Origin of the sequence: Kribbella sp. NBC_00662, from assembly GCF_041430295.1 — a bacterium.
In the GTDB taxonomy this organism is placed as follows: Bacteria; Actinomycetota; Actinomycetes; order Propionibacteriales; family Kribbellaceae; genus Kribbella.
This window is the reverse complement of sequence record NZ_CP109029.1, coordinates 1188984-1203387: the sequence shown is the minus strand read 5'-3', so window position 1 is coordinate 1203387 and position 14404 is coordinate 1188984. Positions and strand designations below refer to the sequence as shown.

The window sequence follows — 14404 nt, the reverse complement described above, 5'->3', positions numbered from 1 at the left end:
TTCTGAATGCAGCAGCTCGAGGTCCAGACCGATCTGACCGTCGTCGGCGGCGGGCTCGCCGGGATCTGCGCGGCGATCGGCGCCGCGCGGCAGGGGAGCACCGTGGCACTGGTGCAGAACCGGCCCGTGCTCGGCGGCAACTCGTCCAGTGAGGTGCGGGTGTGGGTGTGCGGGGCGACCGCGCACGGCGTGCAGAGCTTCGCGCGCGAGACCGGCATCATGGGCGAGCTGTTCGTCGAGAACCAGTACCGCAACCCGCTGGGGAACCCGTACTACTGGGATCTCGTGCTGCTCGAGGCGGTCCGCGCGGAGCCGCTGATCACGCTGTATCTCAACACCGATGTGCGGTCGGTCTCGGCTGACGACGGGGTGATCGAGTCGGTGACCGGGTGGCAGATGGGGTCGGAGAAGGAGATCCGGTTCGTCAGTCCGGCGTACGTCGATTGTTCCGGGGACGGGCTGGTCGGGCTGCTGGCAGGGGCTGACTTTCGCACGGGGCGTGAGCCGCGATCGGAGTACGGCGAGTCGTGGGCGCCGCTCGTGCCGGATTCGAACACGCTGGGCAGCACGATCCTCTTCTACACGAAGGACGTGGGGGAGCCGGTGCGGTTCGTGCCGCCGTCGTTCGCGCGGGATGTCACCGAGACGGCGATCCCGGATCGCCGGGTGATCCGGACCGATATGAACGGGTGTGCGTTCTGGTGGATCGAGTGGGGCGGCTCGCTCGACGTCGTCGACGACAACGAGGCCATCCGGGACGAGCTGCAGGCCGTGGTCTACGGGATCTGGGACTACATCAAGAACTCCGGGCGGTTCGATGCGGACAACCTGACGCTCGAGTGGATCGGGTCGGTGCCGGGGAAGCGCGAGTACCGGCGGTTCCTCGGGGATCATGTGCTGACGCAGGACGATGTGCTGTCGCAGACTTCGTTCGAGGATCGGGTTGCCTTCGGTGGGTGGTCGATCGATCTGCATCCGCCTGGTGGGGTTTATGCGGCCGAGCGTGGGTCGAAGCATTGGCATCCGGACGGGAACTACCACATTCCTTTGCGGTCGCTGTACTCGCGGAATGTGCGGAACCTGTGGATGGCCGGGCGCAACATCAGCGCGAGTCACGTAGCGTTCGGTACGACGCGGGTGATGGCGACGTGTGCGCTGCTCGGTGAGGCGGCCGGGGTGGGCGCTTCTGTTGCTCTGCGCAACGGATTGTCGCCGCGGGAGTTGGCGGTGTCGCGTTTCGATCTAGTGCGGCATGCGCTGACGCGGGCTGACTCGTCGGTCCTCGGCGTGGTTGACGACGATCCTGCCAACCTTGCGCTGTCCGCTGCGGTTAGCGCGTCGTCTACCTTGACCCGCCCGGTGGTCGAGGTCTCTTCGGGCACGCTGCCGTTGACGAGCGATGTCGGCATGGTCATCCCGGTTGATCCGTCTTTGGACGGCTTCGAGTTGCTCGTGGACTCCGCCGGTGGGTCGTTGACCGTCGAGTTGCACGATCCGGTCAAGCCTCAGAACTACTTGCCCGCTGCGTTGGTCGACTCGTGCACGATCGACGTACCTGCAGGAGAGAAGCGCTGGATCCGGGTGCCGCTGTCCTGGCGTCCATCCACGCCGGCCAACGCTTTCGTCGTACTGCGTCAGACGCCGGACATCTCCGTCCACACAGCGTCGACCGGGCTGCCGGGGACTGTCCACTTCGTCCATCGCGAGCCGGGTCCCGACGAGCAATGGACCGAGCAGTTCCGCGCCTGGAAACACATCCTGCCCCGCGGCGGCTTGTGCATCCGCCTCGGCGAGACCGCGGCGTACTCCGCATCGAAGGTGATCGGCGGCTACTCCCGCCCGTACGGCGGGCCCAATCTCTGGTCCTCCGAGGACCTCGCGTGGGACCCGAACCCCTGGCTGGAACTCTCGTGGCCCGAGCCGGTCGAACTCTCCGAGGTCGTAGTCATCCTCGACGCCGATGTCCAAGAAGACCTCATCAACCTCCACCACCACCGCACCCCCTTCGAGTCCCTCCCCACCCTCCTCGCCGACTACACCCTCGAGTCCCGTCCCACTCCCGACGCCCCCTGGCAACCCCTCGCGACCGTCACCAACAACCACCACCGAACCCAACGCCACCACCTGGCAACCCCCACCCAATCCACCCACCTCCGCCTAACCACCACCCGCACCAACGGAGCCCCCCGAGCCCACGTCGTCTCCATCCGCGCCTACGGTCAGTAGCGCCACTTGAGGGGGTGGGTGAGCATCCAGTCGGTTAGGGGGTCGGCGGTGCGGCGGGAGGGGGCGGCGCCGGTTAGTAGGTCGGACAGGACTTGGCTGGGGGCGGCTAGGCGGAGGCCGGTGGGGGTTTTGCGGGTGCGGGTGTAGACGACGTCCTGGGTGGGCTCGGCCAGGACTACTGACTTGGATCTGGTTGTCGCCGGGATCAGTTCCCAGCCAGCGGCGGCTGTTTGGGCGTCGGGGGTGTAGATGATTGGGCGGCCGGTGGGGGTTTCTGGGGACCAGTGTTGGGCGGCCGCGGTGCCGGTGAGGGCGTGGCGGATGTCGGTGGTGGGGATTCGGTCGAGGAGGGGGTGGGCGCCGGGTTTGGTGCGCCAGTAGGTGAGTTGGGTGGTGCGGGTGAAGCGGGAGTCCTCGTTCCAGCGGTGTAGGAGGGACAGCCAGTTGGGGACGGTGACTACGCCGGGCGCCCGGCGCTCGACGAGATCGTCCTGCTCGAGGCGGTCGACGATCCGGCGTACATCGTGGGCCGGGACGCCGCTGGTGCTGACCAGGTCGTGGGTTGTCCACAGGCTGCGGAAGTCCAGGAGGGCTCGGATGACATGGGCGGCGAGGTCTCCGGCGTACGCCGCGGTCATCCGCCGGTCCCGTCGCGTGGCACCTGGATGCCGAGCGGCACGGTGGCGTACGTCGTCCACTCGTACTGGTTGTGGTCGCGGTTGAGCTCGATCAGCGTGACGTCGGTCAGCTCGGTCGTGGCGACACCGCCGCCCATCGCCTTGACCCGCTTCTCGAGCGGCTCGGCCGGGGCGACCTGGCTCCAGTAACCGAGGGAGATATGTGGATCGAGCTCGGGCAGCGCGGGGACCGAGTCGCGGCCCCAGACGTCGGTGATCGCCGCGCGCAGCTGGGCGCGGAGCCGGCGCATGCGGTCGACGGGCTCTACCGGGAGTTGCAGGCTCTCGACATCGACGACAGCCGAGCCGAGCTTGATCTCGAACGGCCGGAAGTGCTCGAGCCGCCGCCGCGTCGCCTCGACGATCAGGTCGAGATCCCGCCGCGGGACCTTGTCGGTGAACCCGACTCCTTGCACCGTGAGATGCAGCCACTGCGCAGGCACCGGCGTGATTCCGGGAAGCGAATCGACCAGGTGCTGGTACGCCGCGTGCACCTCAGTCACCACGGAGTCTTCCGGAAAGACGACGTGCCAGGTGTAGAACGATCGCCCGGGCCGCCAGTTGGGGCGCCAGTACCAGTGATCGCGGACGTCCTTGATCATGTCTGGTCCTCTTTCCTCCATGCCGGGAGCTGTGTGAACTCGGCGATGCGTGCGCGGAGCAGGCGCGCCTTCGGCGTGCGGGCGTACGGCGAGGTGAGCGCCGCGACCTCCGCGAGGCGATGAATCAGCGGACGGACCCGGTACTCCAGCTGAAGGTCCAGCACCGGCTCGACGGCCTCGATCGCACCGTCGAGCTGGCCGAGGAGCAGCCGCGCCTTGGCCTGCTGCAAGCGGGCCATGCGTTCGGACCCCGGATTCCGGAGCGCGTACGGCGCTGCCTCGAACAGTGCGACGCTGCGATCGGCATGGTTCGATGTGTGCTCCGGTTGACCGAAGGCGAGATAGGTGTCCGCCCACAGTCCCTCGGCGCGCTCCGGCGTACAGAGCAACAGGCCGCCTGGCTCGGAGTCGGCCTGGCGCACGGACAGCTGCTGGGCCAGGTCGAGCATGTCGCGGGCCTTGTCGCTCTGGCCGGCGCGGGCGTAGTCGACCGACGCTGCGCTGGCCAGGAACAGTCTCGAGGTGCCGGCGGAGTACCGCAGTCCGTCCTCGGCGTACGACGCAGCTCGGGCGAAGTCCTCCTGCCAGAAGGCGGCGGTGTGTTGGGTGGCGCGGATCCAGCCGCGCAGTACGTGGTGGTCCGCGGCCTCGGCGCAGGCCCAGGCGGTGCGGGTGTGGCTCTCGGCGATGTCCGGGCGGCCGAGGTCGACGGACATCCACGCGAGCATGGTGATGGCCCAACCGGCAGCCGAGTACAGGTCGCGGGACTGGCGGGGGGACTGGTTGCCGGCGAGCAGCGCGAAGGCGCGGTCGCGGATCGCCCGGCTCTTGGCGAACAACGGTCTGGTCGGTGTGCGGAGATAGGACTGTGCGATGCGTTCGATGTCCGCCTGCAGTTGCTCGACCGTGAGCTCGCCGACGTTGGACTGCTCGGCGAACGACAGCAGCGCGATCGACTCGTCGCTCGCGTGGATCAGGTCGTCGTCGTGGCCGAGCATCGACGGCGGCGTCGGCTCCGGCTCGGCCACGGCGACGCCGGACGGCGGGTAGAACCCGAGGTCGTTGTCGGTGGCAACATCGAGGACATGCCGCAGACCGGAACGGTAGGCGGCGCCGGGCCAGCGGACGGCGCCGCGTTCCAGCTTGGCGATGTAGTGGCCGTCGAGCTCGTACTTGATCTCGGTCGTGTCCCACAGCCAGGCGCAGATCGCGTCGGCGAGCTCGGCCCGGGACATGTGTTCGCCCGGCGCGCGGCGCGATGGGGTGCGCTCTCGCGCGCCGCGCAACATCTCGTTGGGCTCTGACATGGCGGTAACTGTAAGACGCTGAACACCCTCTGCGACCACGAAATCGGGCCTTGTGGACGATCTGCCCCACGATGCCCCGAACTGCCCCGAAAACGCTGCTGAGAAAGGGATCTGGCCGCAATCGATGACCGCTTCGTGGCCGTAAATCGGCGCAGCTGCGCCGGTGATGCCCTGGCTTCACGCTCGCTGAGCGTGATCACGACGGGGCATCGCGGGGCAACCCGGGGCAGATAGGGGCAGCCCCTCCATTTGGGGGTGGGCGGCCCTTAGGGTTGTCGGGTGGTCGAGGAAGCCGTTACTACCTTGCGTGCCGAGTTGGACCTCTTCGGGCGGGCCGAGGAGGGGTTCGCGCTGCTCGAGGTGTTTCTGGACGTGGCTCGGCCGCGGCTGGGTGCGGTCGTGCTGGATCCGGTCGGGCTGCGGTTGCCGGAGGCGATGACCGACGACCGCGCCGTCGTACAGAAGCTGATCGACGAGATCGATCAGGAGCCGCGTGGGGCTGGTCGCGTGCTCGAGCGTGGGTTCGACATGGAGGACGAGCAGGCGCGGTGGGATTACGTGCGGCTCGCCTACAGCTCCAGTCAGGCGACGGTGTGGAGCAGGCGTCAACGGACGACGTACTTCGAGGCGTCCGGGCAGCACAGGGCGACGTACTGGCTGCCGGACAGCCTGAAGACGGATTACTTCGAGGCGCTGAGCTCGCGTGGTTGGGCCATCCCGCCGGACTGGCTCACCGCGGTCGCCAGGCGCCCGAAGCCGTGGTGGAAACGCGGCGGACGCTAGCCAAGGGCAGGCAGACGGGTCAGGGCGTCGGCGACTGCTGATTGGATCTCGGCGTCGTCCCAGCTGCGGTCGGTCATCGCGTTGGAGAGATAGGCGTCGTACGCCGCCAGGTCCAGGTGGCCGTGGCCGCAGAGGGCGGTGAGGATGACCTTCTCCTCGCCGGATTCCTTGCAGCGTTGGGCTTCCTCGATGGCGGCGGCCAGGGCGTGGGTGGGCTCGGGGGCCGGGACGATGCCTTCGGTGCGTGCGAACTGGATGCCCGCGGCGAAGCACTCGGACTGTGGTTTGGCGATGGCCTCGATCTCGCCGGACTCGTACAGGTGGCTGATCAGCGGGCTCATCCCGTGGTACCGCAGGCCGCCGGCGTGGATCGGGTCGGGGATGAAATCGTGGCCGAGCGTGTGCATCTTCATCAGCGGAGTCATGCCGAGGGTGTCGCCGAAGTCGTACGCATACGTGCCCTGGGTGAGTGACGGGCAGGCTGCCGGCTCGACCGCACGGACGACCGGCGACATCCGCCCGGCCCATTTCTCCCGCAGGAACGGGAAGGCCAGGCCGCCGAAGTTCGACCCGCCGCCGGTGCAGCCGACGAGGAGGTCGGGGGTCTCGCCAACCATCGCGAGTTGGATCAGGGCTTCCTCGCCGATGATCGTCTGGTGCAGCAGCACGTGGTTGAGCACCGAGCCGAGGGCGTAGTGCACCTCGGGATCCTGGACGGCGGCCTCGACTGCCTCGCTGATCGCGATCCCGAGTGATCCGGTGGAGTCGGGGTGCTCGGCAAGGATCTTCCGACCGGCCTCGGTCAGGTCCGACGGGCTCGGGTGCACGGTCGCACCGAAGACCTGCATCATCGTCCGCCGGTACGGCTTCTGGTCGTACGACGCACGCACCTGCCAGACCTCGCACTCCAGGTCGTACTGCGCGCAGGCGAAGGCGAGCGCCGTACCCCACTGGCCTGCGCCGGTCTCGGTGGTGAGCTTCCGGACGCCGGACTTCGCGTTGTAGTACGCCTGTGGGACTGCGGTGTTGGGCTTGTGTGATCCCGCGGGGGAGACGCCTTCGTACTTGTAATAGATGCGTGCTGGTGTGTCGAGCGCCTTCTCCAACCGATGCGCCCGGTAGAGCGGGCTGGGTCGCCACAGCCGGTAGACGTCGAGCACCTCGCCCGGGATGTCGACGTACTGCTCCTGCGAGACCTCTTGCATGATCAGGTCCATCGGGAACAGCGGAGCCAGATCGTCCGGCCCGATCGGTTGCCCCGTCCCCGGATGCAACACCGGCGGCGGTGGCGTCGGCAGATCGTGAAGCACGTTGTACCAACGGGTTGGCATCTCGTCTTCCGGCAGCAAGATCTTCGTCGGCGTCATGCCAGCAAAGTTAGGCCCGCCCCCACCCCCAGGCAACGACCTGAACCGGAACTCGTCCAGCACTTAATTTGCTCAGGTCAACCGCTCGACCGTGCCGTCGGCCCGCACGCGGTAGACCACGTCCGACGGCTGCCGGGTCCCGAGTGCGTCAGGTACGCCGAGTTGCCGCAGGAGCATCCGCCCGATCATCTCGTGCGACACCAGCAACGGCCGCCGTACGCCGGTCCGCCCGACCTCCGCCAACGCCTGCCCGGCGCGCACCTCGCCATCCGCGTAGCTCTCGCCCGCCGGGAACCGGAAGCCGTACTTGTCCCGCTCCCGCTCCGCACGCTGCCCCGGCCAGCCGGCATCGATCTCCGCCGACGTGAGCCCCGACCACAACCCATGGTCGATCTCAGCCAGTTCGTCGAGCACTTCAACGGTCAGACCGAGCTTCGCCCCAATGATCGAAGCCGTCTGCTGCGCACGACCGAGTGGGCTCGCGAAGACTGCATCCACACCCTCCGTGGACAGCAGTTCGGAGTTCCGGGACGCCTGTTGCAGGCCGAGGTCGGTGAGTGGCGAGTCGAGGCGACCTTGGCGACGTCCCGCGACGTTCCACTCGGTCTGACCGTGCCGAGCCAGATAGATCGTCAGGCCGGGACCGTTGCTGGGGTGCCTAGCCATTGGTCTATTTCGGTTAGGAGGGTTTTTTGGATCTCGGGTGGGGCGGTGGAGGCCAGGACCGAGGAGCGGGCCAGGTCTGCTAGTTCGGGGTCGGTGAAGCCGTGGACTGTGCGGGCGGTCTCGTACTGTTCGGCCAGGCGGGAGCCGAAGAGCAAGGGGTCGTCGGCGCCTAGGGCGATGCGGGCGCCGGCTTCGTAGAGGTGGCGGAGGGGGACGTCTTCGGGGCGGCGGTAGACGCCCAGGGAGACGTTGGAGGCGGGGCAGACTTCCAGGGCGATCTGGGCGTCGACCACGCGCTTGAGGAGGTCGGGGTCCTCTACGGAACGTACGCCGTGGCCGATACGGCCGGCGCCGAGCTCGTCCAGGCAGGTGCGGACGGTGGCAGGGCCGCACAGTTCGCCGCCGTGCGGTGCGGCAAGGAGGCCGGCGTGGTGGGCGATGCGGAAGGCGGGGGCGAACTCGGACGTCGTACCGCGGCGCTCGTCGTTGGACAGGCCGAACCCGACCACCCCACGCCCGACATACTGCGATGCCAGCCGCGCCAGCGTCCGTGCGTCCAGCGGATGACGTGTCCGGTTGGCGGCGATGATCACCTGGACCGAGATGCCCGTCGACTCCGACGCGTCCCGCGCCGCGTCGAGGACCAGATCGGTGAACTCCGTGATCCCGTGGAACCGGTTCGCATACCCGGACGGGTCGACCTGGATCTCCAGCCACCGCGATCCGTCGGCGCGGTCGTCCTCGGCCGCCTCACGGACCAGACGCCGTACATCGTCCTCCGTCCGCAACACCGATCGGGCGATGTCGTACAACCGCTGGAACCGGAACCAGCCGCGCTCATCCGCCGCCGACAGCTCCGGCGGCCAATCGGTCCGCAGTGCGTCCGGCAGCCGGACTCCGTGCTTGTCCGCCAGCTCGACCAGCGTCAGATGCCGCATCGACCCGGAGAAGTGCAGATGCAGGTGTGTTTTCGGCAGCACCCGCAGATCCCGCTGCGTCATTACCGAAGGTTACCGAGGCCCTACCCGCACGACGAAATCCGGTCAGCTCAACAGCTTGGCGATCCGGCTCAGCCCCTCGACCAGGTCGTCGTCGCCGAGCGCGTACGACAGACGCAGGTACCCCGACGCGCCGAACGCCTCACCCGGCACCACCGCCACCTCGACCTCGTCCAGAATCAGGTCCGCCAGCTCGGCGGAAGAACCAGCCGTCCGCCCGTTGATCTCCTTCCCGAGCACGCCCTTGACCGACGGGTACGCGTAGAACGCCCCGGTCGGCTCCGGGCACTCGACGCCGGGGATCTCGTTGAGCATCCGGACCATGGTCCGCCGTCGCCGGTCGAACGCCTTCTTCATCTCGTCGACCGCACTCAGATCACCGGACACCGCGGCGAGCGCCGCCCGCTGAGCGACGTTGCACACGTTCGAGGTCTGGTGCGACTGCAGGTTGGTCGCGGCCTTGATCACGTCGACAGGGCCGATCATCCAGCCGACCCGCCAGCCGGTCATCGCGTACGTCTTGGCGACGCCGTTGAGTACGACGGTCTTGTCGGCCAGCTCCGGCACGACCACCGGGATCGACGTCGACCGGGCACCGCCGTACGTCAGGTGCTCGTAGATCTCGTCGGTGATCACCCACAGGTCGTGCTCGAGCGCCCAGCGGCCGATCGCCTCGATCGTCTCCGGGCTGTCGACCGCGCCGGTCGGGTTCGACGGCGAGCAGAACAGCAGAGCCTTGGTCCGCGGGGTCCGGGCCGCCTCGAGCTGCTCGACCGTGACGGAGTAGTTCTGCGACTCGTCCGCGAACACCTCCACCGGCACCCCGCCGGCCAGCCGGATGGTCTCCGGGTATGTCGTCCAGTACGGCGCCGGCAGCAGCACCTCGTCGCCCGGGTCGAGCAGCGTCGCGAACGCGTTGTAGACCGCGTGCTTGCCGCCGTTCGTGACCAGGACCTGGGCCGCGTCGATCTCGTAGCCGGAATCGCGCTTGGTCTTGGCGGCGATCGCCTGCTTCAGCTCCGGCAGACCGCCGGCCGGGCTGTACCGGTGGTTCTTCGGATCCCGCGCGGCCGCGACCGCGGCTTCCACGATGTACTCCGGCGTCGGGAAGTCCGGCTCGCCCGCGCCGAACCCGATGACCGGGCGCCCGGCCGCCTTGAGTGCCTTCGCCTTGGCGTCGACCGCCAGCGTCGCCGATTCACTGATGGCGCCGATCCGCGCCGAGATCCTGGAACCCATACGGCCCATCCTGGCACCGCCCGCGTCGGCCTCGCACCGGGTATCACGAGGTGATGCGGACGTCGAGCACTGACCAACCACCCGCCACGTGCCGCCGGTGCCGGGTAGTGAGCGTGGTGCCGAGCCGTCGGCCGGCTCTGATCAGTGCTGGACGTCCGTGATCCCCGGGAACACGCAGGGGGTGTGGTCCGTTGGGACCGAGTAGAGGCTGTATGGTTCTGACCGCGGTGCGGCGCCCGGCAGGGGGGTCGTGCGGGCGAGGGCCTCAGTTCGACCAGGTGGCTCAGACCCCGTACACTCTTCTAGTCCGGGCGTTGGTGGCCCTGATCCGGCATGCCTGAGATCAGGTCCGACGCGGCGTCCGGATGGATTGCAGAGGGCACTAGCTCAACTGGCAGAGCATCGGTCTCCAAAACCGAAGGTTGGGGGTTCAAGTCCCTCGTGCCCTGCAAATCCTGACCGGCGCAGGGCCGGTCAGGCCGCCGCTAGCGAAAGAGGTAGGTCGTGACGGAGACGCGCACCCCGGCACCGTCCGGCGCCGGCAAGCCTGCGGAAGGCAAGCAGCGCCGTGGACTGGTGCGCTTCTACCGCGAGGTGGTCGCCGAGCTCCGCAAGGTCGTCTGGCCGACCCGCAAGCAGCTCTCCACCTACTTCGTGGTCGTGCTGACCTTCGTGGTGTTCGTCATCGCGATCGTCTCGGTCCTCGACCTCGCCTTCGGCTGGGCGATGTTCAAGATCTTCGGCTGAGGTTCGCCGAACGACCCACCGCAGGCCCCGGGCCCCGGCCCGACCGGAAGCAGACAAGACCCCGAACCAGATGACGGAGTACGACGTGTCCGAGCGCGACGACGAGGTCCTCGACTACGAGGACGAGTTCGACGTATCCGACTCCGACGATCTCGAGCTCGACTTCGACGAGAACGCCACCGATGACGACCTGTTCGGTGACGACGATGATGATGACGACCCGTTCGCGGACCTCGACGCAGACGACGATGACGAGGACGTGGACGTGGACGAAGACGAGTATTCCGCCGATGACGAGGCGGAGGTGCCCCCGGCTGACGCCGACACCTCCGACGACGAGCCGGTCGTCGTGGTCGCTGCCGCCGACGAGGCCGAGGACGCCGAGGTGGTGACCGAGGAAGACGTCGAGGACGCCGCCGAGGAGCTGGCCGAGGAGACTGCCGAGACCGCCCCGGAGACCACTGTCGAGCAGCCCGCTGCTCCGGACGAGGTGGTCTTCTCCAGCGGTGACGACGAGGCCGACGACGACGCCGACGCGGACGCGCTGGCGGTCGCCGCCGCTGCTGCGGAGGACGACGAGACCGAGGACGCCGCCGAAGAGGCGGAGCCGGAGGAGCCGGGCGACCCGCTCGAGGAGCTGCGCAGCCGGCTGCGTTCGCAGATCGGCGACTGGTACGTCGTCCACACGTACTCAGGGATGGAGAACCGGGTCAAGGGCAACCTGGAGAACCGGATCAACTCCCTGAACATGGAGGACTACATCTTCGAGATCATCGTGCCGACCGAAGAGGTCGCCGAGATCAAGAACGGTCAGCGCCGGATGGTCAAGCGCACCGTCCTCCCCGGCTACGTGCTGGTCCGGATGGACCTGACCGACGAGTCCTGGTCGACCGTGCGGCACACGCCGTCGGTGACCGGCTTCGTCGGGAACAGCCAGAAGCCGGTCCCGCTCAGCCTCGAAGAGGTTGAGAAGATGCTCGCTCCGGCCGTCGTGGCGGCGGCCGAGGCGGCGGCAGCCGAAGCCGGCGCCGCACCCGCCAAGACCGCGGCGAAGAAGAAGGTCGAGGTTGCCGACTTCGGTGTCGGTGACTCGGTCATGGTGGTCGACGGGCCGTTCGCGACCCTGCACGCCACAGTCACGGAGATCAATGCCGAGGCCCAGCGGATCAAGGCCCTGGTGGAGATCTTCGGCCGGGAGACCCCGGTGGAACTCAGCTTCAACCAGATCCAGAAAGTCTAAGGACCCGACAGAATGCCTCCGAAGAAGAAGATCGCTGCACTCGTCAAGGTGCAGCTCCAGGCCGGTGCTGCGACGCCGGCGCCGCCGGTCGGTACCGCGCTCGGTCCGCACGGCGTCAACATCATGGAGTTCTGCAAGGCGTACAACGCCCAGACGGAGTCCATGCGCGGAAACGTCGTACCGGTCGAGATCACGATCTACGAAGACCGGACCTTCACCTTCATCACCAAGACGCCGCCGGCGCCGGAGATGATCAAGAAGGCCGCCGGGCTGCAGAAGGGCTCCGCCGTTCCGCAGCGCGACAAGGTCGGCAAGATCACCAAGGACCAGGTCCGCGAGATCGCGACCACCAAGATGCCGGACCTCAACGCCCGCGACATCGACGCTGCCATGAAGATCATCGAGGGTACGGCGCGCTCCATGGGCGTCACCATCGACGGCTGACCGGCACCAACTTTTCAGTACGCAGTAGTGGCAGGGCGAAGCGCCGCCCGGAGACCACACCCCAGAGAGGAACAGTTATGGCACAGCGCAGCAAGGCTTACCGCGCCGCCGCGGAGAAGATCGACTTCGATCACCTGTACACGCCGCTCGAGGCGATCCGGCTGGCCAAGGAGGCCGCCGGCAGCAAGAAGTTCAACTCGACCGTGGACGTCGCGATGCGTCTCGGGGTCGACCCTCGCAAGGCCGACCAGATGGTGCGCGGCACCGTCAACCTTCCGCACGGTACTGGCAAGACGGCACGGGTCCTCGTCTTCGCCACCGGTGAGAAGGCCGAGCAGGCGAAGGCCGCCGGCGCCGACTTCGTCGGCGACGACGACATGATCAAGAAGGTGACCGACGGCTGGCTCGACTTCGACGCCGTCGTCGCGACCCCTGACCTGATGGGCAAGGTCGGCCGCCTCGGCCGGGTCCTCGGCCCGCGTGGTCTGATGCCGAACCCGAAGACCGGCACGGTCACCCCCGACGTGGTGAAGGCCGTGAACGACATCAAGGGCGGCAAGATCGAGTTCCGGGTCGACCGGCACGCGAACCTGCACTTCATCATCGGCAAGGCGTCGTTCGACGAGGCCCAGCTGGTGGAGAACTACGGTGCCGCGCTCGACGAGATCCTCCGGCTCAAGCCGGCCAGCTCGAAGGGTCGCTACATCAAGAAGACGGTCTTCTCGACCACGATGGGACCGGGCGTCCAGGTTGACCCCAACCTGTCCCGCAACCTGACCGAGGAGTCGGCCGAGGCCTGAGCCTCACCTCTTCACCAGAAGCCCCCGGGTTCTCCCGGGGGCTTTCTGTTTGTCAGCTCCAGGGCAGACGCGTGACAAGGTCTGGGGTCAATGAGGCGGGCGTCGGTTGGCCTATCAGGCGCAGGGTGTGGTCGAGTTCTTCGCCGAGTTCGGTGATCAGGCGGGTCACGCCGGCCGAGGAGTCGACCGTCAGGGCCCAGAGCGCGGGTCGGCCGACGAAGGCCGCTCGGGCGCCCAGAGCCAAGGCGGCGAGGATGTGTTCGCCGCGACGGATGCCGCCGTCGACGTACAGCTCGACTCCGGTTCCTGCCAGGGCTTCGGCGACCTCGGGCAGGGCGCGGGCGGTCGGGATCGAGGCGTCGAGTTGGCGGCCGCCGTGGTTCGAGACGATGATTCCGGCGGCGCCCGCGTCGGCGCAGCGTTTCGCGTCGTCGCCGCGGAGTACGCCCTTCACCACCACCGGCAGACCGGTGCGCTCGGCGAGCCAGCCGATCACGTCCGGGTTCAGGTCGTCGGCCTTGTCGAGGTCGTCGTCGGTCCAGTCGCCGTCGGGCAGGTTGGCCAGGAACTGCCCGGGTTGCGCGAGGTCCCAGACCGTGTCGCCGTCGTCCTCCTTGCGACCGACCACGGGTGTGTCGACGGTGAGTACGACGGCTCGCGCACCGGCTTCGACCGCGGCGTCGAGCATCCGGCGGGTGATCTCGCGGTTCCGCAGGATGTAGATCTGCAACCACCACGGCACCCCGGTCGCACCGAGCTCGGCGAACGTTGTACCCGCGTTGCTGGAGATCCCGAGCAGTGACTTCGCGGCGCCGACACCGCGCGCCATCGCAAGCTCGCCGTCCGGGTCGGCCATCCGGTGCATCGTCGACGGCGAGACCAGGATCGGTGCGTCGACGGGTACGCCGAGCACCGTCGTCCTGAGGTCGATCGCGGAGACGTCGTTCAGCACATGCGGACGGAAGCGGTACGCCGACCACGCCGCGGTCGCCTCGCCGACGCTGACACCGCCCGCGGAGCCTTGCCGGAAGTACCGGTGCACAGCCTCCGGCAGCTTCTCGGCGGCGGCAGCTTCCAGGGTGTCGATCCATCGCATGCGGCCCATCGTCGCACTCGTGCCGGTCGGGGTGAGACGAATTTCGCGGGCAGGGCTGGGGTGCGGGCGGTACAGTTGACGGCATGACGCAGTACGGGCAGCGATTTCTGCGCCCCGGCCGGCACGACGGTGCCGACGGGGTGAGCTGCTGCTGCGCTCTCTCCTGAGGTGACCGCGGCCGACCGGGGTGGACCCCCGTCGAGACCGTCATC

The 14404-nt window shown here is 68.1% G+C and carries 14 protein-coding genes and 1 tRNA gene; 7 read left to right on the top strand and 8 right to left on the bottom strand.

Annotated elements, in window-relative coordinates:
• Nucleotides 1-6 precede the first annotated feature (6 nt).
• Nucleotides 7-2226: an FAD-dependent oxidoreductase gene (locus tag OHA10_RS06115; RefSeq protein WP_371405187.1), complete on the top strand. Its 2220-nt coding sequence runs from the start codon at nt 7-9 to the stop codon at nt 2224-2226.
• On the opposite strand, the gene OHA10_RS06110 is transcribed toward OHA10_RS06115, so the two are convergent.
• From OHA10_RS06110 to OHA10_RS06100, 3 genes are read right to left on the bottom strand one after another with little or no spacing between them, the layout of a single operon-like run.
• The gene (locus OHA10_RS06110; protein WP_371405186.1) at nt 2220-2864 is read right to left on the bottom strand and encodes a hypothetical protein; all 645 of its coding nucleotides are present in this window, start codon (nt 2862-2864) and stop codon (nt 2220-2222) included. The two genes, OHA10_RS06115 and OHA10_RS06110, sit on opposite strands and share 7 nt — an antisense overlap.
• On the bottom strand, nt 2861-3505 hold the full coding sequence (locus tag OHA10_RS06105) for a 2'-5' RNA ligase family protein (RefSeq protein WP_371405185.1): 645 nt from the start codon (nt 3503-3505) through the stop codon (nt 2861-2863). Before OHA10_RS06105 ends, OHA10_RS06110 begins: the two co-directional genes overlap by 4 nt.
• Nucleotides 3502-4812 (bottom strand): hypothetical protein, encoded by a 1311-nt coding sequence (locus tag OHA10_RS06100; protein WP_371405184.1) that lies wholly within the window; start codon nt 4810-4812, stop codon nt 3502-3504. The genes OHA10_RS06105 and OHA10_RS06100 overlap by 4 nt, the downstream gene beginning before the upstream one ends.
• A 279-nt stretch (nt 4813-5091) precedes the next feature.
• Between OHA10_RS06100 and OHA10_RS06095 the strand changes: the two genes are divergently transcribed.
• The gene (locus OHA10_RS06095; RefSeq protein ID WP_371405183.1) at nt 5092-5595 is read left to right on the top strand and encodes a hypothetical protein; all 504 of its coding nucleotides are present in this window, start codon (nt 5092-5094) and stop codon (nt 5593-5595) included.
• Here OHA10_RS06095 and OHA10_RS06090 read toward each other — a convergent pair.
• The 4 genes from OHA10_RS06090 to OHA10_RS06075 form a co-directional block, all read right to left on the bottom strand.
• Nucleotides 5592-6962, bottom strand: a complete 1371-nt coding sequence (locus OHA10_RS06090) for a TrpB-like pyridoxal phosphate-dependent enzyme (protein ID WP_371405182.1) — start codon at nt 6960-6962, stop codon at nt 5592-5594. The genes OHA10_RS06095 and OHA10_RS06090 overlap by 4 nt on opposite strands.
• A gap of 72 nt (nt 6963-7034) precedes the next feature.
• Nucleotides 7035-7628, bottom strand: a complete 594-nt coding sequence (locus tag OHA10_RS06085) for a histidine phosphatase family protein (protein WP_371405181.1) — start codon at nt 7626-7628, stop codon at nt 7035-7037.
• The gene (locus tag OHA10_RS06080; RefSeq protein WP_371405180.1) at nt 7595-8629 is read right to left on the bottom strand and encodes an adenosine deaminase; all 1035 of its coding nucleotides are present in this window, start codon (nt 8627-8629) and stop codon (nt 7595-7597) included. The genes OHA10_RS06085 and OHA10_RS06080 overlap by 34 nt, the downstream gene beginning before the upstream one ends.
• 42 nt (nt 8630-8671) lie before the next feature.
• On the bottom strand, nt 8672-9865 hold the full coding sequence (locus OHA10_RS06075; RefSeq protein WP_371405179.1) for a pyridoxal phosphate-dependent aminotransferase: 1194 nt from the start codon (nt 9863-9865) through the stop codon (nt 8672-8674).
• Nucleotides 9866-10241: 376 nt separating this feature from the next.
• Between OHA10_RS06075 and OHA10_RS06070 the strand changes: the two genes are divergently transcribed.
• The 5 genes from OHA10_RS06070 to rplA all read left to right on the top strand — a co-directional run bounded on the left by OHA10_RS06070 (nt 10242) and on the right by rplA (nt 13096).
• A tRNA-Trp gene (locus tag OHA10_RS06070) sits at nt 10242-10314 on the top strand.
• A gap of 55 nt (nt 10315-10369) precedes the next feature.
• Nucleotides 10370-10612: a preprotein translocase subunit SecE gene (gene secE / locus OHA10_RS06065; protein WP_134107100.1), complete on the top strand. Its 243-nt coding sequence runs from the start codon at nt 10370-10372 to the stop codon at nt 10610-10612.
• Nucleotides 10613-10961: 349 nt separating this feature from the next.
• Nucleotides 10962-11852, top strand: a complete 891-nt coding sequence (gene nusG, locus OHA10_RS06060) for a transcription termination/antitermination protein NusG (RefSeq protein WP_371407904.1) — start codon at nt 10962-10964, stop codon at nt 11850-11852.
• 12 nt (nt 11853-11864) lie between these two features.
• Complete coding sequence (gene rplK, locus OHA10_RS06055) at nt 11865-12296, top strand: 50S ribosomal protein L11 (protein ID WP_371405178.1); 432 nt, start codon at nt 11865-11867, stop codon at nt 12294-12296.
• Between the two features lie 77 nt (nt 12297-12373).
• Nucleotides 12374-13096: a 50S ribosomal protein L1 gene (gene rplA, locus OHA10_RS06050; RefSeq protein WP_371405177.1), complete on the top strand. Its 723-nt coding sequence runs from the start codon at nt 12374-12376 to the stop codon at nt 13094-13096.
• Between the two features lie 52 nt (nt 13097-13148).
• Here rplA and OHA10_RS06045 read toward each other — a convergent pair whose 3' ends face one another.
• A complete protein-coding gene (locus tag OHA10_RS06045; protein WP_371405176.1) occupies nt 13149-14192 on the bottom strand; it encodes an alpha-hydroxy acid oxidase in 1044 nt (347 codons plus the stop codon).
• Nucleotides 14193-14404: the final 212 nt, after the last annotated feature.